24 protein-coding genes are annotated in these 22,725 nt (G+C 33.1%); 17 read left to right on the top strand and 7 right to left on the bottom strand.

What is annotated here, in order from left to right; all coding sequences use genetic code 11:
- The first annotated feature begins 113 nt into the window (after positions 1-113).
- Both Q0951_RS06225 and Q0951_RS06220 read left to right on the top strand, forming a co-directional pair.
- Entirely contained in the window at positions 114-527 is a 414-nt protein-coding gene (locus Q0951_RS06225) for a hypothetical protein (protein WP_299335511.1), read from the top strand.
- A gap of 132 nt (positions 528-659) precedes the next feature.
- Complete coding sequence (locus Q0951_RS06220; RefSeq protein ID WP_299335509.1) at positions 660-1,709, top strand: phage tail protein; 1,050 nt, start codon at positions 660-662, stop codon at positions 1,707-1,709.
- Positions 1,710-1,769: 60 nt separating this feature from the next.
- Here the strand turns inward: Q0951_RS06220 and Q0951_RS06215 are convergent, their stop codons facing one another.
- Positions 1,770-2,984 carry an aminotransferase class I/II-fold pyridoxal phosphate-dependent enzyme gene (locus tag Q0951_RS06215; RefSeq protein WP_299335507.1) on the bottom strand — a complete coding sequence of 405 codons (1,215 nt, stop codon included), beginning with the start codon at positions 2,982-2,984 and terminating at the stop codon, positions 1,770-1,772.
- 168 nt (positions 2,985-3,152) lie between these two features.
- On the opposite strand from Q0951_RS06215, the gene Q0951_RS06210 reads away from it, so the two are divergent.
- From Q0951_RS06210 to Q0951_RS06170, 9 genes are all read left to right on the top strand, one after another.
- Positions 3,153-3,611 carry an Lrp/AsnC family transcriptional regulator gene (locus tag Q0951_RS06210; RefSeq protein WP_299335694.1) on the top strand — a complete coding sequence of 153 codons (459 nt, stop codon included), beginning with the start codon at positions 3,153-3,155 and terminating at the stop codon, positions 3,609-3,611.
- 23 nt (positions 3,612-3,634) lie between these two features.
- Positions 3,635-4,261 (top strand): CPBP family glutamic-type intramembrane protease, encoded by a 627-nt coding sequence (locus Q0951_RS06205; protein ID WP_299335505.1) that lies wholly within the window; start codon positions 3,635-3,637, stop codon positions 4,259-4,261.
- Between the two features lie 98 nt (positions 4,262-4,359).
- Complete coding sequence (lpdA, locus tag Q0951_RS06200; RefSeq protein WP_299335503.1) at positions 4,360-5,760, top strand: dihydrolipoyl dehydrogenase; 1,401 nt, start codon at positions 4,360-4,362, stop codon at positions 5,758-5,760.
- Between the two features lie 300 nt (positions 5,761-6,060).
- Complete coding sequence (locus Q0951_RS06195) at positions 6,061-6,789, top strand: DUF6090 family protein (RefSeq protein ID WP_299335501.1); 729 nt, start codon at positions 6,061-6,063, stop codon at positions 6,787-6,789.
- Position 6,790: 1 nt separating this feature from the next.
- The gene (locus Q0951_RS06190; protein WP_299335499.1) at positions 6,791-7,510 is read left to right on the top strand and encodes a DUF6090 family protein; all 720 of its coding nucleotides are present in this window, start codon (positions 6,791-6,793) and stop codon (positions 7,508-7,510) included.
- A 5-nt stretch (positions 7,511-7,515) separates the two neighbouring features.
- Entirely contained in the window at positions 7,516-8,232 is a 717-nt protein-coding gene (locus Q0951_RS06185; RefSeq protein ID WP_299335497.1) for a DUF6090 family protein, read from the top strand.
- A 14-nt stretch (positions 8,233-8,246) separates the two neighbouring features.
- The gene (locus tag Q0951_RS06180) at positions 8,247-9,017 is read left to right on the top strand and encodes a DUF6090 family protein (protein WP_299335495.1); all 771 of its coding nucleotides are present in this window, start codon (positions 8,247-8,249) and stop codon (positions 9,015-9,017) included.
- Between the two features lie 104 nt (positions 9,018-9,121).
- A complete protein-coding gene (locus tag Q0951_RS06175; RefSeq protein WP_299335493.1) occupies positions 9,122-9,445 on the top strand; it encodes a hypothetical protein in 324 nt (107 codons plus the stop codon).
- Between the two features lie 17 nt (positions 9,446-9,462).
- Positions 9,463-9,870 (top strand): DUF2721 domain-containing protein, encoded by a 408-nt coding sequence (locus Q0951_RS06170; RefSeq protein ID WP_299335491.1) that lies wholly within the window; start codon positions 9,463-9,465, stop codon positions 9,868-9,870.
- A 5-nt stretch (positions 9,871-9,875) separates the two neighbouring features.
- On the opposite strand, the gene Q0951_RS06165 is transcribed toward Q0951_RS06170, so the two are convergent.
- From Q0951_RS06165 to Q0951_RS06155, 3 genes are all read right to left on the bottom strand, one after another.
- The gene (locus tag Q0951_RS06165; RefSeq protein ID WP_299335489.1) at positions 9,876-10,466 is read right to left on the bottom strand and encodes a hypothetical protein; all 591 of its coding nucleotides are present in this window, start codon (positions 10,464-10,466) and stop codon (positions 9,876-9,878) included.
- A 68-nt stretch (positions 10,467-10,534) separates the two neighbouring features.
- The gene (locus Q0951_RS06160; protein WP_299335487.1) at positions 10,535-11,251 is read right to left on the bottom strand and encodes a LytTR family DNA-binding domain-containing protein; all 717 of its coding nucleotides are present in this window, start codon (positions 11,249-11,251) and stop codon (positions 10,535-10,537) included.
- Position 11,252: 1 nt separating this feature from the next.
- Positions 11,253-12,305, bottom strand: coding sequence for a sensor histidine kinase (locus Q0951_RS06155; protein ID WP_299335485.1), 1,053 nt, complete (start codon positions 12,303-12,305; stop codon positions 11,253-11,255).
- 186 nt (positions 12,306-12,491) lie between these two features.
- On the opposite strand from Q0951_RS06155, the gene Q0951_RS06150 reads away from it, so the two are divergent.
- The 6 genes from Q0951_RS06150 (at position 12,492) to Q0951_RS06125 (ending at position 16,839) form a co-directional block, all read left to right on the top strand.
- Positions 12,492-13,826 carry a serine hydrolase gene (locus tag Q0951_RS06150; protein ID WP_299335483.1) on the top strand — a complete coding sequence of 445 codons (1,335 nt, stop codon included), beginning with the start codon at positions 12,492-12,494 and terminating at the stop codon, positions 13,824-13,826.
- A gap of 15 nt (positions 13,827-13,841) precedes the next feature.
- Positions 13,842-14,261, top strand: coding sequence for a MotA/TolQ/ExbB proton channel family protein (locus tag Q0951_RS06145; protein WP_299335481.1), 420 nt, complete (start codon positions 13,842-13,844; stop codon positions 14,259-14,261).
- 10 nt (positions 14,262-14,271) lie between these two features.
- Positions 14,272-14,940, top strand: a complete 669-nt coding sequence (locus tag Q0951_RS06140) for a hypothetical protein (RefSeq protein WP_299335479.1) — start codon at positions 14,272-14,274, stop codon at positions 14,938-14,940.
- Positions 14,941-15,255: 315 nt separating this feature from the next.
- Complete coding sequence (locus Q0951_RS06135) at positions 15,256-15,807, top strand: sigma-70 family RNA polymerase sigma factor (protein WP_299335477.1); 552 nt, start codon at positions 15,256-15,258, stop codon at positions 15,805-15,807.
- Entirely contained in the window at positions 15,807-15,983 is a 177-nt protein-coding gene (locus Q0951_RS06130) for a hypothetical protein (protein ID WP_299335475.1), read from the top strand. Before Q0951_RS06135 ends, Q0951_RS06130 begins: the two co-directional genes overlap by 1 nt.
- A 28-nt stretch (positions 15,984-16,011) precedes the next feature.
- The gene (locus Q0951_RS06125) at positions 16,012-16,839 is read left to right on the top strand and encodes a hypothetical protein (RefSeq protein ID WP_299335474.1); all 828 of its coding nucleotides are present in this window, start codon (positions 16,012-16,014) and stop codon (positions 16,837-16,839) included.
- Between the two features lie 122 nt (positions 16,840-16,961).
- Here Q0951_RS06125 and Q0951_RS06120 read toward each other — a convergent pair whose 3' ends face one another.
- The 3 genes from Q0951_RS06120 to Q0951_RS06110 are packed head-to-tail and all read right to left on the bottom strand — an operon-like array spanning position 16,962 to position 22,675.
- Positions 16,962-17,741 carry a S1/P1 nuclease gene (locus Q0951_RS06120; RefSeq protein WP_299335472.1) on the bottom strand — a complete coding sequence of 260 codons (780 nt, stop codon included), beginning with the start codon at positions 17,739-17,741 and terminating at the stop codon, positions 16,962-16,964.
- Between the two features lie 6 nt (positions 17,742-17,747).
- The gene (locus Q0951_RS06115; protein ID WP_299335471.1) at positions 17,748-19,115 is read right to left on the bottom strand and encodes a DEAD/DEAH box helicase; all 1,368 of its coding nucleotides are present in this window, start codon (positions 19,113-19,115) and stop codon (positions 17,748-17,750) included.
- Positions 19,116-19,144: 29 nt separating this feature from the next.
- On the bottom strand, positions 19,145-22,675 hold the full coding sequence (locus Q0951_RS06110; protein ID WP_299335469.1) for a TraB/GumN family protein: 3,531 nt from the start codon (positions 22,673-22,675) through the stop codon (positions 19,145-19,147).
- Positions 22,676-22,725: the final 50 nt, after the last annotated feature.

Raw genomic sequence — 22,725 nt, 5'->3', positions numbered from 1 at the left:
CTTTATCGGATTTTTATATCTGTTAGGCTTCAATAAAACACATTACATCGAATTCTGGTGACTTACTCAAATTAGCGTGTCCAATTAATAACAATAATTAATTCGTTATGAACATGTCCCCTTATTTATCACCTGTAATAATCTATGTGATATCATTTTTTTACACCTGTGCAAATGAAGTGTTTGAAGTGTTTTCTAGCACTAGTGATGTAAACAAGGTTGTAAACTTCATCGCAAAGACTGAACAATTAGAGTATAATACTAATATTTCAGAAGATTTATTATCCAATTATCAATTTGATGGAGGTCAATTCGATTCTCAAATTAGAATGCTTAAATGGAAACTTCAAAAGAATTTAGAGACTTTAATGTTTCTTAGAGAATTAGAATCTCATTATGAACAATCAAATGGTTTATCTGCAATCATAGATCAGTATTTTGACCTAAAAGAAGATGTGCAAAGTAATACTATCGATATTACCAATCAGTTGGCTTATTATAAATCGATGAGTGCAAAAAGTGCATAAAAAACAATTTTAAATGAAATTGAGTGTGGTTTAATTCTTACCAATTATACAATTTTTCTTACCATCTGTAATATAATTCTTTAAAAAGAAGTATTCGTCTTTTATTTTCGTTTCCTAACCAATCCCTAAGTTATGAAACGTTTACACATTTCTTTCATTTTTATATTGTCGATGTATTGTTGCAGTTTTGCACAGGTAGGAATCGGCACAACAACTCCAGATGCATCAGCGGCTTTAGAAATAACATCTACTGATAGTGGAATTTTAATTCCTAGAATGTTGGTTTCCGAACGTATCTCGATTACATCACCAGCAGAAGGCTTACTAGTCTATCAAACGGATGATGTTTCGGGATTTTATTATTATAATGGTACGCATTGGGTGAGACTCATGGATAAAAGTAGAGATGGTATACCGACTGCTGCAATTTTTGCCTTTCCAACAGCGACAGCTCCTACAGGATACTTGGTTTGTGATGGCAGTGCCGTAAGTAGAACTGCCTATGCCGATTTATTTAATGTGATTGGCACAACCTACGGAAATGGAAATGGATCTACTACGTTTAACTTGCCAGATTATAGAGGACAATTTCTAAGAGGGTTTGATGATGGTTCTGGTAATGATCCTGATGCTGCTACAAGAACTGATAGAGGAGATGGTATAGCAGGCAACAATGTAGGAACTAAGCAAACTGGAGCTGTGAATTCTCATCAGCACACAATTAATGCACCAGCAGGAGTTTCATCTATGGCCGGAACACATCAGCATACCATAGGGCCATTTAACGTAAATACAAATACATCAGGTGTTCATAATCATAATGCAAGTTTTAATGGTAATACAAATGCTGCCGGAAGTCATAACCACCGTGTATATTACAATAATATTGATGCTGATGATCCTCCATCTTTTGGAGGAAGTGTAACCATTAGACAACTGGCAGACACAGGAGCTTACTATGATTCACAAATGGCTCCAAGTCATTCTCATAGTGTTAGTGGAACAGTTAGTGTAGGTAACTCTGGAAATCACAATCATGCTATTTATATTCCGCCCAGCTCAAGCTCTAGCAATGGTCCTCACAACCATACGATTACATTACCAGCGTTTGATTCAGCAACTCAGGGAGGTAATGAAACTAGGCCAACCAATATAAGTGTAGTTTGGTGCATTAAATACTAATGTAAAAGCCTTTCAAAATTATTTTTGAAAGGCTTAGATTAATTCACTCAAATTTTACTGTTACACTAATTCTTTTGCTAATATATCTAATTCTTCCATGCATTTGCGCATCATGCTGTAGGTACGTTCAATATCAGCATCTAAGCCAATAGAAAAACGAATTAAACCATCACTCAATCCCATTGCTTTTTGTTCGTCTTCAGGAATTTCCGAAGAGGTAGAACTTCCAGGTGCAGAGAATAATGTTTTATAAAAACCAAGACTAACAGCCAGATAACCCAAATTTTGTTCCTGCATCATTTCCATAAGTTCATTGGCTTTATCCAAAGAGCCAACATCAATGGTGAGCATACCTCCAAATCCGTATTTTTCGTTCATCATAGATTTAAACAACTCATGAGAAGGGTGAGATGCTAATCCAGGATATACTGTTTTTAATCCGTCCTGTTCAAATTTTTCAGCTAGATAGGTAGCATTCATGCTATGTTGTTGCATACGAATATGGAGTGTTCTTAAATTTTTAAGAACTGATGCTGCACGCAAGCTATCCATTGTAGATCCTAAAAGCATTGAAGCGCCATCGTTCACATTTCTTAGATCGTCAATAAATTCCTGTGTTCCACAAACTACACCTCCAACCGTATCTGATGATCCATTGATGAATTTTGTTAAACTATGAATCACAACATCTGCTCCCAATTTCACAGGTGAAATTGATAAAGGAGAAAAGGTATTATCAACAACAAGCTTCAAATTGTGGCGTTTCGCTATTTCAGCCAAACCTTTGATATCTGCAACTTCTAATAATGGATTACTCACAGATTCGCAGTATAGTACTTTGGTGTGTTTTGTAATAGCAGCTTCAACGGTATCTAATTTTGTAATATCTACAAAGGATGTACAGACGTTAAAACGAGGTGCAAAGTTTTTGAGGAAGGCATAAGTTCCGCCATAGATTGTTCTGCTCGACACAATATGGTCACCAGCTCCACATAGTTGCATCAAAACAGGTGTAATAGCTCCCATTCCAGAAGCCGAAACATTAGCTGTTTCTGTACCTTCCATAGCAGCAAGAGCCTCTCCTAGGTAAAGATTTGAAGGAGATGAATGACGCGAATATAAATAGCAACCATCTGCATTACCTTCAAAGGTGTCAAACATGGTTTTTGCTGAAAGAAACGTATAAGTTGATGAATCTGAAATAGATGGATTAACACCTCCAAATTCGCCAAAATATTGTAAGTCCTGAATGTTATTTGCTGGTTTAAAAGCCATTAGAGTTTGAGTTTTTAGTTAATATCACATCAAATATCATGTATTTTAGATTATTAATCAATGTATAATATGTTATTTAGAAAATAAAACTATATATTATTTGTTTTGTAGTTATATTTGCTTTAATTATTGAGATTTGAATTGTTAAACTGAAAAATTTTCAAAATGATACAGCTGGATGCTATTGACAAAAAATTACTCCATTTTCTACAAGAGGATTGCAAGCAGACCAATAAGGAATTGTCTAGTAAATTAAACCTTTCTGTCACTGCGGTTTATGAACGGATTAAAAAACTAGAACGTGAAGGCGTCATTGCACAGCATGTGACTTTGGTGGATAAACGCCTTATTGATAAAGCATTTGTAACGTTTTGCAGTATTAAACTTGTTCAGCACAGTAAAGATTACGTGATAGAATTTGAAAATGAAGTCGCTAAATTGGACGAAGTTTTAGAATGTTATCACATTAGTGGTGATTACGATTATTTACTTAAAGTACTAGTTTCAGATATGGAGGAATTTAGAGAGTTTATGGTTAAAAAACTAACAACCATCAGTCATATAGGTAGTACGCATAGCACGTTTATGATCAACGAGGTAAAGCACACAACAGCTATTAGTTTTTAATCTTGTTTCTGTATCTTTATTGAATGCAATCCATACCTTACAAACTCAGTGAGTTCTTTATTCTTTTTGTATTAATCCCAGTAAGCTTTGCTGTAACATTTCCAATATGGATTAAAATGGTATTAGGAGTTCTTGGCTTTCTATATGTTATAGTTGTATTGTTAAGAGTTGAAAAAGTCAAATTTAGAATCTCCAAAAATTTAGATTGGTCTTCTTTTTTTAAACGGATTCTTCTTCAATTAGCAGGTATTGCTGCTCTTACTACAATCTATATGTGGTTTGTAGATAAAACCAATTTATTTGTTGTGCTTTTAAACAAGCCTATTTTATGGATCATTATCCTTTTTGTCTATAGCTTTTTCTCTGTGTATCCACAGGAATTGATATACAGAACGTTTTATTTTAAACGTTATCAAAACCTATTTAAAGACCAATACTTATTTATGTTCCTTAATGCGTCAGTGTTCTCATTAGCGCATTTATTCTTCGGAAATGGACTCGTTATAATACTTACCTTTGTTGGAGGTCTTCTTTTTGCTTTCACATTTAAAAAAACAACATCAACACTTATGGTTTCTGTAGAACATGCTATTTATGGTTCTTGGTTATTTACTGTTGGTATGGGGAGTATGTTGGGTTTTCCGTCTTAAAACGAATTGATGATAATTTCATCTCAGGACGATAGTAATTCAGAAATCAAAGTCGTATTTTTGTAGTCATTTTTATTAAAACTGATAAATATTTTCTTATGAAATCATACGATGTAGCAATAATTGGTTCTGGTCCTGGTGGATATGTAGCAGCAATCCGTTGCGCTCAATTAGGCATGACAACAGCAATAATCGAAAAATATTCTACACTTGGAGGTACCTGTTTAAATGTAGGTTGTATTCCTAGTAAAGCACTTTTGGCATCCTCTCATCATTATGAAGAGGCTACTAAGCATTTTGAAGAACACGGTATCGAAATCCCTGGTGATATCAAGGTAAATCTTGAAAAGATGATTGGTCGTAAGCAAGCAGTTGTAGACCAAACTACTGGTGGAATTGATTTCTTAATGAAGAAAAATAATATCGATGTCTATGAAGGTTTAGGTAGTTTTAAAGACGCTACGCACATTAAGATCGAAGGAAAAGATGCTGGAGAGATTGAAGCTAAGAACATCATTATTGCTACAGGTTCTAAACCAGCTAATTTACCATTTATCACTTTGGATAAAGAGCGTATTATTACATCTACAGAAGCTTTAAAACTTAAAGAAATCCCTAAGCACATGATTGTGATTGGTGGAGGAGTTATTGGTTTGGAGCTCGGACAAGTATACAGACGATTAGGTGCTGAGGTAACTGTGATCGAATATATGGACAGAATTCTTCCAACTATGGATGCAGGATTGTCTAAAGAATTGAATAAAGTCTTTAAAAAGGCGAAATTTAAAATGATGATGTCTCACAAGGTGCAATCTGTTGAGCGTAAAGGTGATGAGGTGATTGTGAAAGCTGAGAATAAAAAAGGCGAAGTGGTTGAATTTAAAGGAGACTACTGTCTGGTATCTGTTGGACGTAAACCTTACACTGACGGATTAAATGCCGAAGCTGCTGGAGTAAAATTAAACGATAGAGGTCAGGTTGAAGTTAACGAACATTTACAAACTAACGTGAGTAATATTTATGCTATTGGAGATGTGGTAAAAGGTGCGATGTTAGCTCATAAAGCTGAAGAAGAAGGTGTGTTTGTTGCTGAAACTTTAGCCGGACAAAAGCCACATATTGATTACAACCTGATTCCTGGAGTGGTATATACATGGCCAGAAGTTGCGGCTGTAGGTAAAACTGAAGAAGAACTGAAAGAGGCTGGAGTAGCCTATAAAGCTGGACAATTTCCGTTTAGAGCGCTAGGAAGAGCAAGAGCAGGAGGTGATATTGATGGATTTGTAAAAATCTTAGCCGATAAAACTACAGATGAGGTGTTAGGTATCCATATGATTGGAGCACGTTGTGCCGATTTGATTGCTGAAGCAGTTGTAGCTATGGAATATCGAGCTTCTGCCGAAGATATCTCACGTATGTCTCATGCGCATCCAACATTTGCCGAAGCAGTAAAAGAAGCAGCATTAGCAGCTACTGACGATCGTGCTTTACACGTTTAGTAAACAATGACTGTCATTCCGAGTGTACGTGTGTCGCTGAAGCTTTAGCGTAAGCATAGTCGAGGAATCTCTACAGTTAATATAATTTAAAGCGAACTCATAGAGTTCGCTTTTTTTGTAGGATATTTCTATGGTCTGTAACATTTTAATATCTTTAGGTACAAATAGTTGCCAACCTCAATTTATACCATCAACCTAATTTGCTTTTATCGCTGTCATGTCGAGCGCAGTCGAGACATCTCAAAAATGAGATTTCTCAAATGTCACTATGTTCCTCATGTCGAAATGACAAAGTAAATTATGATTAAATTTTTTAGGCGAATACGCCAACGACTTCTTTCTGAAAACAAATTCAGTAAATATTTAATCTATGCCTTTGGCGAAATTATACTTGTTGTTATAGGAATTCTGATAGCACTTCAAATAAATAATTGGAATGAAAACAGACGTCAACAAAAACAATTAATGGCTGTATATGAGCGCACCTTAGCAGATATTAATAGTGATATAGAAGAATTGACTGCAATTGTAGAACATCACGATAGCATAGAATATATTTTTAAAAGAGTGATTAATGATTCTATTACTCCAGACTTATTTGATGTTGGATTATCAAGATTAGTAGTAGCAAATCCAGTAGCCACAACTTTGAATACAACAGGTGTAAATCAATTAAAAGCGATGAATACCAATGACAGCTTGTCTATTAAAATAATTGAAGCTTATGACCAAATGAAGCTCATAATTATTGACAATTTAGAGATAGCTATTAATCAAGAGATTGAAGATTTAATGACGCTATTTAGGGATAAGTATGATTGGTATCCAGAATATATGAGTAAAACGATTATGCAAAATAATAGTAGTGCAGCACTGCAAGATTATTTTCTTAACAGTAAAGAATACAGGTATCACGTTATCAATAACTACAATTCAAGGTATGCCAATTATGTAACTGTTTTAAAAATGTCAATAGAAACCCTCAACGAAATTACTGAAGAATTAAAACTAGTATTAGACAAATCTTGAAATGATTAAATTCTTTAGACATATACGTCGTTCACTAATCAACCAAAATCATATGGGTAAATACTTTAAATATGCCATAGGCGAGATTCTATTAGTTGTAATAGGAATTCTTATTGCACTACAAATCAACAACTGGAACGAAAACCGAAAAAACACTATTGCTGAGTACAAGATGGTTGATAAAATGATTAGTCAGGCCAAAGCAGACTCGCTTTTATTTGATATTAGAATTGAAGGTACAATACATATTGATACCCTTTTTGGGCATTATATTGCAATTAACCAAGATTCTAGCAATGCTTACAGTAAAATTTACTACTCTGGAGAGCTTTCACCATTCGTGAAATTGAATGATGGTTCTAATCTCATACGCAATCATACTGAAGATTTTAAGCAAATAAGCAACTTAGAGTTAAGAGAAGAATTAATGCAATATGCGTATTTAGTTACTATGATGGATCGTGCAACAGAACTGTTGAATAAGAATCTTCAAGATTATATCATACCTCTGGAATTGGAATATTATGAAGCTTTAAAACCGTACGACTCGACATCAACTCTAGGAGAGATGAAAGCTATTTTTAAAAACCCAAAAATGGAAGCGCATTTTGAGCTAATAAGAGGGTTGTCAATCAATGTAAAGAATCAAATTGAAATTCTGCAAAACAAAAATCACAGTGTGCTAAAAGACTTAACGAATCATAGAGAAACCTTAAAATAAAATCTATGATAAAGTTCTTTCGTCATATTCGTAAATCTTTAATTGAAAAAAATCAAATGGGTAAATACTTTAAATACGCCATAGGCGAAATTCTGCTTGTAGTCATCGGTATTCTTATTGCACTACAGATTAATAATTGGAATGAAAATAAAAAGACACAAGGCAATGTTAATACCTTTCTAAGTAGTTTGGAATCTGATTTAAATAATGATTTATTGACTATAACAGAAATTATTGAAGTCCAAGAAAATAGGCTGAAAGGTTTAAAAAAGTTGATTTCTCTTGGTAACAAATCCAAACAGAATGAAATACTTGAAAACAATAAAAACTATCAAATCGATATAGGGAGAAATTGGACGTTTTTTCCTGTAGCAGGTGCATACAAAACGGCCAGCGGAACAGGTATGATTGAGAATTTAGAAAACGACACTTTAAAAAGTGAGATAGTTAACCTCTATGAATATTATTATAAGAGAATCAATTATGTTGGGCAAATCAACGATCAGCGGAGTGAATTACTTGAATGGGAAAGTCGTAAATACATAGATAATATGATTACAACCCAGCGTTATGATGGAAATGGATTATCAGATAAAGACTTTTTAGACCAACTTGGATTCGTTATGAGATTTACAGGTGTATATGTAGGATTTGCCAATAAGACTAAGGAGGCTATTGAGAAAACTATTCGCACAATAAAAATTGAGAGAAAAGAAAAATAACAAAATCACTATCAATGATTAAATTCTTCCGTCATATACGTCGCTCACTAATCAACCAAAATCAAATGGGTAAATACTTTAAATACGCCATAGGAGAGATTCTATTAGTAGTTATTGGAATCCTGATTGCACTACAAATCAATAATTGGAATGAAAAGCAGAAAGATATAGAGAAGGAACAGCAAATCCTTTTGAGTTTAAGGGAAGAATTCAAGCAAAATATAAAAGAACTCGAGTTTGACCATGCTTTAAATGAAGAGTCTTTGAATGCCATTGTTGCGTTAATGAATTTTGACCATACAAACGCATTTGAAACCAAAACTATTGATAGTTTACTAGGGCAAATGTACAATTACGCCACATTTGATGCACGATTAGGTGTTATGAACGACATTACATCTTCTGGTAATCTGGAAATCATAAGAGATTCTAAATTAAAATATGCACTAAACCAGTGGACTGGTGAACTTGACGATTACAAGGAAGACATTATTATTAGAAGAGAATATTGGGTAAACAATGTACCCAGAATATTGTACAAGTTCATTCCACTGCGAAATGTAGACGCTTCAATGAACAGATCTGATTACAAACGCAATATTAGTATTCAACCTTTAGAAGTTCCAAAAGAAAATTACGCGGCTTTCCTGTCAAGCCTAGAAGTTGATAGTATGTTGTTTGATTATTACATGAATCAATCTTATGTTACTGTAAATGAAAACGCTATTATGCGTTTTTTGAAAGATACTTTAAGTTTAATAGAAGCCAATATTAAAGATGATTAAATTCTTGAGACCTATACAACAATTACTAATTAATCAAAATAGAGAACAGTTAATATAAGTTTCATCTTGTTTTCTTTATCTTTAAATTATATAGTACATAAATCATGTGGGAAGACCAACTAAAATTTTACGATAGCATCGTCGAACAATGTCCAGATTTTGAACGCAAAGGCAAAAAAATGATTTACACCTCTGCTAACGGCTATATGTTTACCTTGTTAAATAAAGATGCCGAAATTGGTATTCGTCTGTCTAAAGATGCTCAAAAAGAGTTCAAAGAAAAATATAATGCTACAGAGTATCGCTCTTATGGTGCTGTCATGCGTGATTATGTGAAAGTTCCTGAAGCTTTATATAGTAATAAACAATTACTAGTTGATTATTTCAATGAAAGTTATGCTTATGTGATGACCTTAAAACCTAAATAATAGCTAATTTAGCTTTTATGGAAGAATTGACCCTTACAACACCTGCTTTATTATTTTCAGCAATTTCATTAATCATGCTAGCGTATACCAATCGTTTTTTAGCCTATGCAGCTGTGATTAGAAACTTACACGATAGGTATCTGGAGAAAATGGATGCCTCTTTGATAGCTCAGATTAAAAATTTAAAATTGAGACTCAATCTTACCAGATGGATGCAAATATTTGGAATTGTAAGCTTGTTGCTTTGTGTGTTAACGATGTTCTTAATTTACATCGATTATCACATATTAGCCGTTTGGATTTTTGGAATCGCTTTGATTTTGTTGCTATTGTCTTTAGCACTTCTGGTCAGAGAGATTCAAATTTCAATTCGTGCATTGAGTCTTCATTTAAGTGACATTGAAAGCCACTTGAAGAAGAAATAAGTAGACTATAATTCTTTTATGAGATCATAAATTCGTAGTCGTTTGCTATAATCATATTCATTGACATCGCGAACAAAACAATAGGCGCTTATCTTTTCTTTTTTTACCTTTTCAGAAAGCGCTTCTACAGTATATGGTCCAAATTCTTCCGATTTTTCAATATAATAGAACTCATGACCATAGATAAGTTTTGAGACCTTCTGTTTGTACTTTTCTTTTAAGAAATTTTGAACATCTGCTACAGAATCCAGATCTTGATCATAATTGGTAGTATTGATAAACAATGCAAATTCTTCTTTATTTTGATGGTTTAAGACCAAGACATCATCATCTTTAAAATAGGCTTTAACGGTTATAAGTCCGTCTTCAGTTTCAATAGAAAATACATTATTAATATTGAGTGTCCAGGAGGTTTCTATAACAGATTCCTTTCTTGAAATTTCAAGAATATTATCAGCTTTAAACGTATAAATAGATTTTTTTTCTGAAATCCCATTTACTAAAACCCATTGCTGGTCTATAAACAAATCATCATAATGACGAGCGTAATTAAAAGGTTGGAGATTAGGTATAGTTTTGTGTAGGTAATCTTTCATTAAGCTGACGTTTAACAGTATAGCAATTTATAAGGCAACGTCTAAAATACGGTTTTATTGAATAGTATTCAAAATTTTTCTAAATGTCTGAGCACTTCTTTCTTATAACTTCTACTTATTGGTATTGCAATATTATTAATTGTAATGTGCTCATTGGTAAACGATTGAATGCAAGAAACAGCTACAATATAAGATCTGTGAATTCTCAAAAACCGCTGCTTAGGTAGCTTAGCCTCTATAGCAGTGATTGTTTCTCTTGTAATGATTGTTTGGTCTTTGAGATGTATTTTAAGATAGTCGCTGTAGCTCTCTATATAGATAATGGCATCGTAATCTATCTTTATCATTTTACGATTAGAACGTACAAACATAAACTCTGATTCAAAGTAACCAGAAGTAGTGTTTTGTTCCTTAGTACCATAAATTTCATAATAGTTATTTAGGGCTTTTTCTAATCGTTCAAACGAAATTGGCTTCAGTAAATAATCCACAGCTTTTAATTCAAAACCTTCTACAGCATAGTCTCTATAGGCTGTTGTGAAAATGACCTTAACATCTCTATTGATAGATTTCGCAAATGAAATACCAGAAATTTCAGGCATATTAATATCTAAAAATATAAGATCAATGGTATCATTACTAATGTGATTAAAAGCCTCCAAAGCACTACTGCAGCTTGCAACAACGTTTACATTTTGAAATTTTGATAAATGGGTTTCGATGATCTCTCTGGCGATAGCTTCATCATCAACAATTAAGCAAGATATGTTGTGAGGTTTATGCATGTCATTGTGGTTTTAATTGTAGTGAAACACTGTACATATCATTGGTGTTATCTATACTTAATTCATATTGATCAGGATATAACAACTCTAAGCGTTTCTTTATATTTTCTAAACCTAAACCTCCTGTATTAGAACTATGCTCTGTATTAGTGTTTGTTATTCTGAAATGTATCTTGCCCGAATCAGTAGTTACTATAATACTAATTGATAAAACATCATCTTGAATACTGCCATGCTTAAAACTGTTTTCTACAAATGGAAGTAGGAGCATAGGCGCAATTGTAATGTCTTTCAAATTGGTATCAACATCTATGTGAATATCGAGTTTATCATTAAAACGCATTTTTTCCAGTTCGATATAATCTTTAATATGTGCAATTTCTTCTGAAAGGAGTACAAACGGTTTTTCTGCCTGATAGAGTAAATAATCCAAAAGGTTAGATAGTTTTAAGATCATATCAGGTGTCTCATCGGCTTTCTTTAAAGCAAAACCATACATGGTATTTAATGTGTTGAATAGAAAATGCGGATGAATTTGCATTTTGAGGTAATTTAATTCCTGCTCTTTTAATTTGAGTTGTGTTTCTAATATTTTGGTTTCTAAAACTCTGGTCTTAGAAGCCTGTTTTAGATTGAGTTTTAAAAGTTTGAAACCACTTACTACAAAAACCACTAAATATACTGCTGTACTAATAAAAATGATGTTTTTTGTTGCAGGATTCATTTCAGAATATTCAAAATTTGAAATGTAGATCAAACTAAAAAATATAGATACAGCAATTAGATACGCTGAAATGATAAACGTATACACGCTGTAAAGCGCAAAACGCGAATATTTTTTGGTAATAAGGTAGTCTGGAATTAATTTATAAGTCGCAACATAAGTTGTTGCAATAGTTATAGGCATCAAAAAAAGCGAGAACATAAAACTATCCTCATATCTACTGCTATTTACACCAAAGAAATACGTGTAGAAAAAGAGAACACCAACCCAAAACAGTAGGTGTAAAAGTAGTTGTCCAGTTTTTTTTAAAATGAATTGTTTTGTAAACATATCTAATACGCACTACAATAATACTATATTTTTAAACTGAAAGCACGAATTAGAGACAAACAACCAATTTAGCAAGGGTTTCTACATCTATGTCATATCAGGTTTTAAAATGGTTGTTGGTCGCAAAAAAAATTTCTGTGAAGATCTTATACTTAGTTTTGGGTCATAATCAAAAAACAACAGATCATGATAATATCATCAATTAAAAAGCTAAGTCTAATCATTTTAGTCCTGTCCTGTAGTTGCTTTTCTCAAGAACCTAATTTCAATCAATTAAACAAATTTTTAAATATTCTGGAAGATAATAACAAGCTAATGGCTACAATGACCATTACTAGTAACAATTCAAAAGTTTTTAGTAAATCGGTTGGTTTTTCTAATGTGAATGCGGAAATAAAAAATAATGAAAACACCAGATTTAGAGTAGGATCTATTTCTAAGGCATTTACTGCTGTCATGATTTTCCAACTTATTGAAGAAGGTCGAATTACTTTAGAGACACCACTTTCAATGTTTTATCCAAAAGTTCCAGGTTCTGAAAAAATTAAAATTTCAAACTTACTTAATCACAGTAGTGGTTTGTATAATATAACTAATCATCCGGATTTTGGCGACTGGATGTTAAAGCCCTCAACAAAAAAGCAAATGTTGACGCGAATTGAAAGCTATGCTTTAGATTTTGAGCCTGGAGAGCAAACAGAATACAGCAATACTAATTATCTATTATTAGGATATATTATCGAAGCATTAGATAAAGAGTTGTTTGCTCAATGCTTGAATAGAAGAATTGTAGAGAAGTTAGGATTGGAGCATACCTATTACGGCGGAAAAATAAATTCTGATAATAATGAAAGTCATTCATATGTATTTGAAGACAAGATGTGGAATATTTTACCAGAAACAGATATGTCAAATCCAGGAGGTGCAGGAGCAATAGTCTCTACATCTGGCGATTTAGTCATCTTTATGAATGCACTCTTTAATGGAAAACTGATAACGTCATCTAGTCTTGAAGTGATGAAAAAAACAAATAATAACGAAGTTTGTCATGGTCTCTTTTATGCTAACATGAATGGTGTTGACCTTTATGCCAGTGAAGGAGGTATTGATGGATTCCAGTCGATGTTAGTGCATGTACCACAAACTAAAACAACACTAGCATTAGTGGCTAACGGATTAGATTTTAGTAAAATGCGAATTATGTTGGCTGCCTTTGCTGCTAGTCACGGACAACCAATTACACTACCCAACTTTACAAGAATTGAACTCACAGAAGAACAGGTTAAGCTCTATGTAGGAGAATATGCCTGCGATGAAGTACCATACAAACTTATTTTTAAAGCTAAAGGTAATATTTTGCTTGGAGCACCAGAACAAAGCGATCTCAAAGAGCTAACACCTACCAAGCAACACCAATTCACCTTTGATACACTTGGTGTGGTACTGGATTTTTATCCTGAAACAGGTTTGGTAAGATTTACAAGAGGAGAAAACGAACCATTATTATTTAAAAAACTATAATTAAATTTAAACATTATGAATACACTATCAATTACATTAAAAGGAATCTTTTTTCAACCAATAGCGGCAAACTTATATGTGGAAGGCGGTCCATTATTTATGACGCTTATTTTAATTTGCTTACTAGTATCCTTAGCTTTTATTATTAGAGGTTTTATGAATGCAAATAAATCTTTGTCATTAGCATATAAATCATTAAAACTAGCAGTTGATTTTGGATTACTTGGTTTAGTTATGGGATTTTTTGCATCTGTTATTGGATTGATCTCAGCATTTGATTCTCTGGAAGCTATGGGGAATGTTGATCCAGCTATGTTTGCAGGAGGTCTTAAAATCTCGCTATTAACAGCCACATTTGGTCTACTTACGTTTATCATCACTAGAATAGGTGTAATAGTACTAAGATTACGGTTGAAGTCAGAAGCTAATTCATAAAAATATGTATATGAGATTTAAAATTGAAGGAAATGATTTGTCATTTAAATTTTTGAGAGTTACTCTTAAAAATAGTGCACTTATACTTGTGTTATTTTGTATGGTGATTTCTTGTAAGGATGATAATAATGCGTCAGAAAGTGAATTGATTATGAAAATCAATGCTGTTCAACAGCAAATAATGGTACAAGGAAATATTTCTGAAGAAGAGGAACAGGCATTGTTAGGTTTATGCAGCATCGTTTCTTATGAAGATGGTTTGGGAAATCACAATCCTGATAATAGGATGATATTAAAAGATGTGGATTTAGTACCTGTCTTTGAGGGTTGTGAGGAATTATCTAAAGAAGAAACAATGAAGTGTTTTAGTAATAAAGTATCAACTTTCATAAAACGGGAGTTTAACTTGAAGCTGTTCAAAGCATTAAATCTTTCAGAACCAAAGCAAGTAGACGTCTTTTTTATAATCAATGAATCTGGAAACCTGACTGGAATGAAAGTTAGAGATTCAGAAGTGACCATTCAAGGAGAAATCCTGAGAGTGCTTAGAAAAATGCCTGTAATGAAACCTGCTGTTCACAACGGAAAGCGTGTTTCCGCATTATGTTCAATTATATTAACATATGGAAATGATATAGAAATTGATGTTGTTTACATTCCTGAATTACCAGACAAGTAAAAGTTATACTTGAGGTAAAAGAAGTCAATAAACTTGTGCAGGCTTATATTTGTAATCTGCTATCGATAATGGAAGTAAAGTAGGAGTTATGTGTTCTACAATAATTTCACATAGAAGTAAAAATTATGTTTATTATAAAAAAAAGCGAGCTTAAAAAGTTCGCTTTTTTTATATCCAATTTTATTCTGTTATGATTAATATTCATAAATTTAACATACAAGTTCGAAAATTGTGTGACTTCACATAAATTTTAGTGTCTTAACTAGAAACCTATTAAAACCAATCTGTAATTTTTTGCAACCCTCTAGTGACATTATGAAACTATCAGACGAAGAGCTGGTAAGTGCTATAGTAAAGAACAATGATACCCTACTTTTTGAAGTATTGTATGATCGTTTTGCAACTTTAGTATACAATAAATGCTACGGTTTTGCTAAAGATGCAGATGAGGCTAAGGACTTAACACAAGATGTCTTTTTGAAGCTCTTTGTTAAATTAGCCAGTTTTAAAGGGAAGTCTAAATTTTCTACATGGTTATATGCCTTTACTTATAACCATTGTGTAAATTATGTGACTAGAAGTACAGCTAAAAAATTTGAAAAACAATCTGTTGACTATACTGATATAGAAAATATATCAGAGGATGAAGATGAATCAGATTTTAGCGATATGAGAGTTGACAAACTCAAAAAAGCATTGGAACTTGTATCACCTGATGAGAAGATGATACTTTTACTAAAATATCAAGATAACCTTTCTATAAAGGAAATTGAGATGGTTTTAGGTATTGGGGAGAGCGCTGTAAAGATGAGAATCAAGCGTGCTAAAGATAAATTATTAACCGTTTATGCTAATAACCTTAAATAATGGAAAATCCTTTTAGAGATATAGATAAGCCATTGAAGTCAGTTCCTGAAGAATTGAAAGCAAAGGTTATGAATGACATTGCCATTGCTAAATTAATAATGGAACTAGCAGAGCTATTTTCATACAATTTGGGAGATGTGATAGAGACGGTTATCAGTAGAAGAGACAAAAAATAATAGCTATATAATTATTAAACTATAAATCATGGACAAAATTACAGAGTATAAGAACATTGCTATGGAATCATTAACTACAATGTGGTTAGAGATTACAAAAATATTTCCAAGTATTATAGGTGCTTTAATTGTACTAATTTTTGGATGGTTGTTTTCCAAAATAGTAGTCAGACTTATTAAAAAAGCGCTCAAGCTTGCTAAAGTTGATAAGCTCGATGAAAAATTAAATGAAATTGAGATTGTAGAGGGAAAACAGCTTAATTTTAATACGATTAAAATCATTTCCACATTTGTGAAATGGGTTATTTACATCATGCTGTTAATCATGGTGTCTGATATCTTAAATTTAAAAATCTTATCTGAAAAGATAAGTGATTTCTTAAGCTATTTACCACAATTATTTGTTGGGCTTGTCATATTCATACTAGGTTTGCTTTTTGCGAATTTTGTAAAAAAAGGGTTGAAATCTTTGTTCGAATCCATGGATCTGTCTGGAGGTAAAATGCTAAGTCAGGTTGTGTTTTTCTTATTACTCATTTTTATCTCTATAACTGCTCTTAATCAGGCTGGTGTTAATACAGATATCATTACAAGTAATTTAACCATGATTCTTGCTGCATTTTTACTAGCTTTTGCTTTAGCATTTGGACTAGGTGCGCGAGAGGTTGTTGGTGATTTACTCAGAACATTTTATACTAGAAAAACCTTTGAAGTTGGAAAGAAAATAGAATTCGAAAATAAAACATTTGAAATTGATGCTATTGATAATATTTCGGTAGTGTTAAAAAACTCTGAAGGAAAGCTTATCGTCCCTATTAAAGATATAGTAGAAAGTCAGATAAAAGTTGTAGACTAGGTATCTAGGGTTATAGATTAATATGTCAATCATGATCTAGTTTGCTCAGGCTTTCTATAATCCCTTTTCATTAATTTGAGAAGGGATTTTGAGTGCCAAAGCCATATGACTAAAGTATTACATTATAAAATGGTATTCAGTATACTTGCCAATCGAATGCCTGCCTTTTGCAATTGCTGCTTCACCATTGATAGGTGTTTATATGAGTAAGCATTACCTAAGTTGTCTCCTTGTTTTGCCGAGTTGTAAACCACTTTGGTTAATTGATGGGTTTCACTAATCCAATCTAAAATACTTCCTTTTTTGATGGCTTTTATTTCGGCTTTTGTTAAATAATCAAGGTTATTAGTTAGTTCTGAATAACTCATACCATAAGATGCAATAATCTGCGTATCCCAAACTTTATGCATGTTTGAGTCTCTGGTTTGCCATTGCACATGAAAATCGTTTCCTCCACGATCGTCTTTCAAACCAATGTGAAAAGGTTGGTGCAAATCACCTATCAAATGAATGAGTAACTTGAGATAAAACGCTTTATCGTCATTTGAAGTATTATCATTTGTAATTATGGAGATGCAGTAATCTATACCAGTAACCAGATCGCCTTCTGGATTTTTTTCAGAAGATTCGTAAGTGCCATCTAAAGGCATATTCAAGTAATGCCATGCTTTGAATTTATCGTAACGTGCATCAGCTTTTATCTCATCGGCAAATGTAGATACAAGTGCTAGAGACTGATGATTAAGTAACTTTTTAAGCTTGCGTTTAGTACTTCCTTTTAAATGTTGGTCTGCAACCGCTCCAACCACACGATGACCAGTTTGTCCCCAAATGGGATTTGTATTAGCTTGTGATGTAAGGATTGAAATGCAAAATATCAGGATTAATAATGGTACTCTCATCACAAATTATTTACGCTTGTTTCGCTTGTTGTAATTTTTATCACCTCTGGTTTTTGGCTTTTTGTATTTTGCAGCAATTTTAAACTTATAAGAACCTCCCAGATTTTCTTTTTTATTCTTGTCTTTCTTATCATGAAACGCTGGACCTGGAGCATCTTCATCCTGTCGTCGCTTTATTGGGTTGTTACGTTCTCGTATTTGCGGACGCTCTTCTTCAATGAGTTGTTTTGAGATTTCAACAGTCTCAGGGAAATCTAATTGAGTGATCTTCTTATCCATATAGCTTTCAATCATCTCAATGGCTTCCTGTTCTTTTTCCGTAGAAAAGGTAAGGGCGTGTCCTTGTTGTTCTGCACGACCAGTTCTACCAATTCTGTGCATGTAGTTTTCTGGATATTTAGGTGTGTCAAAGTTAATCACATGACTTATATTCTCAATATCCAATCCACGAGCCATGACATCTGTAGCAATTAAAATACGATGCTCTCCATGTCTAAATTGATCAATACTTCTTAGTCGGTAGTTTTGTGTTTTATTAGAGTGGATTACACATGATTGTCCAGGTAAACGTTCTTCTAATTGATCAAATAGTAAGTCGGCTAATTTTTTAAACGCTACAAAAACCAGTACTTTATTATAAGTTTCAGTATCGTCTAAAAGATGTTCTAATAGATTGACTTTAGTATAAAAATTGGCAACATCATAGCGTTGTTGTTCAATATTATGAAGTGGAGTTCCAGATACGGCAACGGTTACACGTTGCGGTTTGATAAAGAAATCGGTAATCAACTCATCAACATCTTCAGTCATTGTTGCCGAGAACATGATATTTTGACGACGTTCTGGTAGAATATCAAAGATATTTAATAATTGATGTCTGAAACCTAGATCCAGCATGACATCAACTTCATCAATAACTAACTTTTGAATGGACTTTAATTGTAAAACATGACTTACTGCTAAATCGAACAAACGTCCTGGAGTAGCAACAATAATATCCTGACCTTGAGCCACAGCTTGTTTTTGTGTATTGATATTAGTTCCGCCATAAACCCCTAAAACTCTTACATTAATATAAGCAGCAAGTTTTTCTATTTCATCAACAACTTGAACAACTAATTCGCGAGTAGGAACTAAAATTAAAACTCGTGGATTAGTTTGTTTAGAGTATTTTAAATGACGTAAGATGGGAAGCATGTAAGCAAAGGTTTTACCAGTACCTGTTTGTGCTATACCAACCACATCTTTGCCTGATGCTACAACATTAAAAGCTTGCGCCTGAATAGGTGTAGGATATTCAAAACCCAAGTCACCCAAGGCGTTGTATAGTGGTGTGTTTAGATTAAGATCATTAAAAGTAATTTGCTGCTCCATGCTGCAAAGGTAATACTATTGTAATGTATTTAATTGTCTTCCTCAGATTCTTTTAACAGTGCTTTGGCCTGTGATTTCCAATCATCGGCAAGCTCAGACCAATCTAGCGTAATATCATATAGCTCAAAATCTTTATCCTGTGATATTTCATAAACAGGACCAATTAAAGAGAAGTAAGATTCTTTTACATCGTCATATTCATAATTGATTGAAGCTCCATAGTAGGTTTTACCATCTATTTGTATGGTGCCTAATAATGATATTTTAGACCCATAATCGTCACTGTCTTCCAAATAGTTAGTCAACGATAGCTTAGCCATATTCTCAGCCTCAAGATATGTCTTCGGAACCTTATTAAGTTTGTTGATGTTGTGATAAGCTTTAATGACTCTGTATCTAGAACTTAAGCTATCCATTTGAGCATTTAATAATGATTTTTTAACAGGTAATTCATTTCTAATTCTCGCTACAACAGCATTCGTTTTGAACCAGTCATTATCTTCTCTATTCATTAACTTGTTTGTAAATTCATCTGTTAGTGATCGGTCAACAAGTTGTGTGTCCATGAGTCTGAGATAGTTATAAACTCTGCCATTATAGGTGTAATTATAGGATGTTGTGTCACTAGTTTCTGTAATATAATTGGCCAAATCTTCTCTGGAATAGGTCATAAGCTTATCAATCTTGCTACTTACAATTTGAGAGCTGTCTTGTTTATTGGTTAGAATATCTGCTGAAATTCCTAAAACCGTGTTCCTGAAATCTTCTATGTTGGTAAGTTCAACTAACTTGTCATAATTGGCTAAAGCTAATGGTACAGAATCTCTAAGCGGACTAAAGATCTGCCAGCTGTAATTTTCGATCTCTTTAGGTGGATTTTCAAATAACATTTCTAAATAGGTTGTTATAGCATCTTTGTCATCTATTTGATGAACTAAAGCGAGAATAGCAGATTTGATCTCATCTGAACTTTTAGCATCTTCGTATAAGGTCTTAACCACACCTAAGGTATTTTCATTATTTAATTCATAAAATTCGCTTAGTATTTTGGTTCTCACAGTTTCATTGAGTTCATCGTCTCCAAAATTTGTAGCTAAAGCCTTGTGTAGTTTTTGCAAATCGTCCAATTCAAATTCATAGTAATCAAATGCACCTATTGCTCTATTTCTGGTAATAGTATCTTTTGATCTCAGACCTTTAATAATTTTAGATGTTTTAGAAGCATACATGTCAAACGTTGAAGGTTTAGAATGATCTCTAAAAGAACTAAAAATACTATCAGTAACTACTTTATTAAAATCTTCCTGAGCTGTAAATGCCGTAAACATGTAAAGACGTTTGTTTTGAATCCAGAGATGATGTTTAGACATTCCGCTACTGTTTTTACCTTTGATGTAGGCCTCCATACCCTCAACATCTCCAACTTTAATCGGGCGCTTATTAATTATTGTATCGTTCCAGTCTTTTAGAGTCTCAAGATTGAGATCATAAAATTCGTTTAGGTCTTTTATTTTGAAATAGTCCTGAAATTCACCATAACCAAATTGATAGACATCACCTGTACTAGGATTGGTGGTGTAATATTCATTTGAACCTTTTAGATATGAGGTGTCATAATCTTCAGTGTCGAATAAAGTTTTAACATTACCGAATTTTTTAAATTCTATTTCAGTGCCTTCTATACGATACGTCTCTAATGCTGTGGGCTTATAATCTATAAATTTAAAATCATTAAAAAACGGACTATCCAAAGTAGCCTTGTCGGTCTCGTTGAGTTTCTGATGGAGAAGGAGGTAAGTTCGATTTCCTCTAAAATACACTCTAATGAATGTGTGGTATTTCTCTCTGAGTAATACTTCGTATTGGCGACCTTCGTATCCATTTAGAAAGATAACCTTAGGGTCAGATACAATAGTTCCGTTGGACACCATATTCTGGTACATGGAATTAAAACCTTCCTCTGGATCTTCCATAAAGTATCCATTGGGTAAGTCATTAAATCTGAATAGGTAGTTGTCTTCATTCTCGTTATCAACTATACTAAACATGTTTAGATAGTAAGGATCTCCTTCAGGATCTACAGGATTTGGAGTTTGTCTTGAGATGTTTTTTGGTTTTCCTGGCAATGCAATTGAAAAAGCAGCATCGTCATAAGTATATGTCTCCCAATCTATCGGTTTAATTTCTAGTGGTTTAGGTTCTAAAAACTTGAGTGAATTGAAAAAGCGATCAACAGATTTAAGATCAGAAGAAGTGCTATCTATTTGTACAGTGAGATAATACACCATCTTATCTTTTACGGTCATTTGAGATTTAATGGTTCTGTTGTCATTGGTTATAAGAGTACTCTTAATATGTGTGCCACCATCAAAATCAATTTCTTTTTTATCAATAATCTTTCCGTTGTAATTATCCTCAATGCTCCCAAGATAGCGATTTACTATATTTTGTTTTGGAAGTGTATCTCCTGGAGTAAACCTAAAATCTAATCCAAACATCATATATACTGTGTTATCTAAAAGCGAAGTATAGGTGTGTAATGTGAAATTTCCTGAGTCCTCAGAATAGTTAGGAGCATTGGGTAACTCTAAAGAATATCCTAGATCTTTATCTGCGAATGTATACCATTCAAATTTTTCCTGATCTATTTTATAAGTATCGGCAACACCTGTGAAATTAGCAACAACAGGACTTAATTTATAGCCTCTCTCTTTGAGAAGGTTGATAACACCATACTCACCAGGTAAGTGAGCAGCTCCAACAGCAGAAAATAAACTTTTTTTCTTTATAATTTTTTCAATGCTTGAAGTCATGACTTTATTCCTTTCGATCATCTCTTCATCGGTGCCTCCAAAATCCTCGTCTATAATACGTTCAATTTCATAAATATTACCTGAGTAATAGATTTCGGTCATGACATTCTTTAAAGAGTCAATTTCAGCAACTGTACTTTCAATTTGTTTTAATATGTAGGCTTTCTTTTCACTTTTATCCAGCATTTCGTAATGACTAATTTGCGTCTCAATATCTTCTAAGCCAGTAATTTTTTTACGCATGGTTTTAGCCTGACCAACCAGATACATGTCTACATAGGTAGACTTGTCATTTTTTTTGTTTTCGTCTGGATATAACATTGTGAGAATAACATTTGGGTCTCTAATTTCAGAGTCTTCAAATGAAAACCCATTGACCTCTGTAAACCGATCTACTAACCTTTTATAGTCTTTATCATTTAAAACAGATTTGAATTCATCTTTAGGTGCTTTAGTAAACACCTTTGAATTAAGAACAATACTAACAGAATCAGGATTGACCTCTAAGGCAAATACTTCGCAACTTTTAATGGCAGGCATTACCGCATCACTAAATTGAAAAGCTCTGGCGTCATCTACGTGCATGGTGCCAAATAAATAGGATGGTGAGGTCATGTTTTTGCCCTCAATTTTCCAGAGTAGATTATAATTTTCCTGAGATTGAGAGAATGAAAATGTACATGCGAGTAATAAAACAAAAACAGCTAACCTAGATGTATATTGAATTAATGATGAGATTTTAGTCATAGTGTAGAGCAATATTTTTTTAATATCAATAGTGATGTAAATTGTTAGTT

This window comes from uncultured Psychroserpens sp. (genome assembly GCF_947501425.1).
Classification (GTDB): domain Bacteria; phylum Bacteroidota; class Bacteroidia; order Flavobacteriales; family Flavobacteriaceae; genus Psychroserpens.
This window is presented reverse-complemented; position numbering and strand designations above follow the sequence as displayed.

What these genes read in the sequence shown, in the direction of transcription:
- Q0951_RS06225 (WP_299335511.1), top strand. Translation starts at nt 114, where the DNA reads ATGTCCCCTTATTTATCACCTGTAATAATCTATGTGATATCATTTTTT.
- Q0951_RS06220 (WP_299335509.1), top strand. Translation starts at nt 660, where the DNA reads ATGAAACGTTTACACATTTCTTTCATTTTTATATTGTCGATGTATTGT.
- Q0951_RS06215 (WP_299335507.1), bottom strand. Translation starts at nt 2,984, where the DNA reads ATGGCTTTTAAACCAGCAAATAACATTCAGGACTTACAATATTTTGGC.
- Q0951_RS06205 (WP_299335505.1), top strand. Translation starts at nt 3,635, where the DNA reads ATGCAATCCATACCTTACAAACTCAGTGAGTTCTTTATTCTTTTTGTA.
- lpdA (WP_299335503.1), top strand. Translation starts at nt 4,360, where the DNA reads ATGAAATCATACGATGTAGCAATAATTGGTTCTGGTCCTGGTGGATAT.
- Q0951_RS06195 (WP_299335501.1), top strand. Translation starts at nt 6,061, where the DNA reads ATGATTAAATTTTTTAGGCGAATACGCCAACGACTTCTTTCTGAAAAC.
- Q0951_RS06190 (WP_299335499.1), top strand. Translation starts at nt 6,791, where the DNA reads ATGATTAAATTCTTTAGACATATACGTCGTTCACTAATCAACCAAAAT.
- Q0951_RS06185 (WP_299335497.1), top strand. Translation starts at nt 7,516, where the DNA reads ATGATAAAGTTCTTTCGTCATATTCGTAAATCTTTAATTGAAAAAAAT.
- Q0951_RS06180 (WP_299335495.1), top strand. Translation starts at nt 8,247, where the DNA reads ATGATTAAATTCTTCCGTCATATACGTCGCTCACTAATCAACCAAAAT.
- Q0951_RS06175 (WP_299335493.1), top strand. Translation starts at nt 9,122, where the DNA reads ATGTGGGAAGACCAACTAAAATTTTACGATAGCATCGTCGAACAATGT.
- Q0951_RS06170 (WP_299335491.1), top strand. Translation starts at nt 9,463, where the DNA reads ATGGAAGAATTGACCCTTACAACACCTGCTTTATTATTTTCAGCAATT.
- Q0951_RS06165 (WP_299335489.1), bottom strand. Translation starts at nt 10,466, where the DNA reads ATGAAAGATTACCTACACAAAACTATACCTAATCTCCAACCTTTTAAT.
- Q0951_RS06160 (WP_299335487.1), bottom strand. Translation starts at nt 11,251, where the DNA reads ATGCATAAACCTCACAACATATCTTGCTTAATTGTTGATGATGAAGCT.
- Q0951_RS06155 (WP_299335485.1), bottom strand. Translation starts at nt 12,305, where the DNA reads ATGTTTACAAAACAATTCATTTTAAAAAAAACTGGACAACTACTTTTA.
- Q0951_RS06150 (WP_299335483.1), top strand. Translation starts at nt 12,492, where the DNA reads ATGATAATATCATCAATTAAAAAGCTAAGTCTAATCATTTTAGTCCTG.
- Q0951_RS06145 (WP_299335481.1), top strand. Translation starts at nt 13,842, where the DNA reads ATGAATACACTATCAATTACATTAAAAGGAATCTTTTTTCAACCAATA.
- Q0951_RS06140 (WP_299335479.1), top strand. Translation starts at nt 14,272, where the DNA reads ATGAGATTTAAAATTGAAGGAAATGATTTGTCATTTAAATTTTTGAGA.
- Q0951_RS06135 (WP_299335477.1), top strand. Translation starts at nt 15,256, where the DNA reads ATGAAACTATCAGACGAAGAGCTGGTAAGTGCTATAGTAAAGAACAAT.
- Q0951_RS06130 (WP_299335475.1), top strand. Translation starts at nt 15,807, where the DNA reads ATGGAAAATCCTTTTAGAGATATAGATAAGCCATTGAAGTCAGTTCCT.
- Q0951_RS06125 (WP_299335474.1), top strand. Translation starts at nt 16,012, where the DNA reads ATGGACAAAATTACAGAGTATAAGAACATTGCTATGGAATCATTAACT.
- Q0951_RS06120 (WP_299335472.1), bottom strand. Translation starts at nt 17,741, where the DNA reads ATGAGAGTACCATTATTAATCCTGATATTTTGCATTTCAATCCTTACA.
- Q0951_RS06115 (WP_299335471.1), bottom strand. Translation starts at nt 19,115, where the DNA reads ATGGAGCAGCAAATTACTTTTAATGATCTTAATCTAAACACACCACTA.
- Q0951_RS06110 (WP_299335469.1), bottom strand. Translation starts at nt 22,675, where the DNA reads ATGACTAAAATCTCATCATTAATTCAATATACATCTAGGTTAGCTGTT.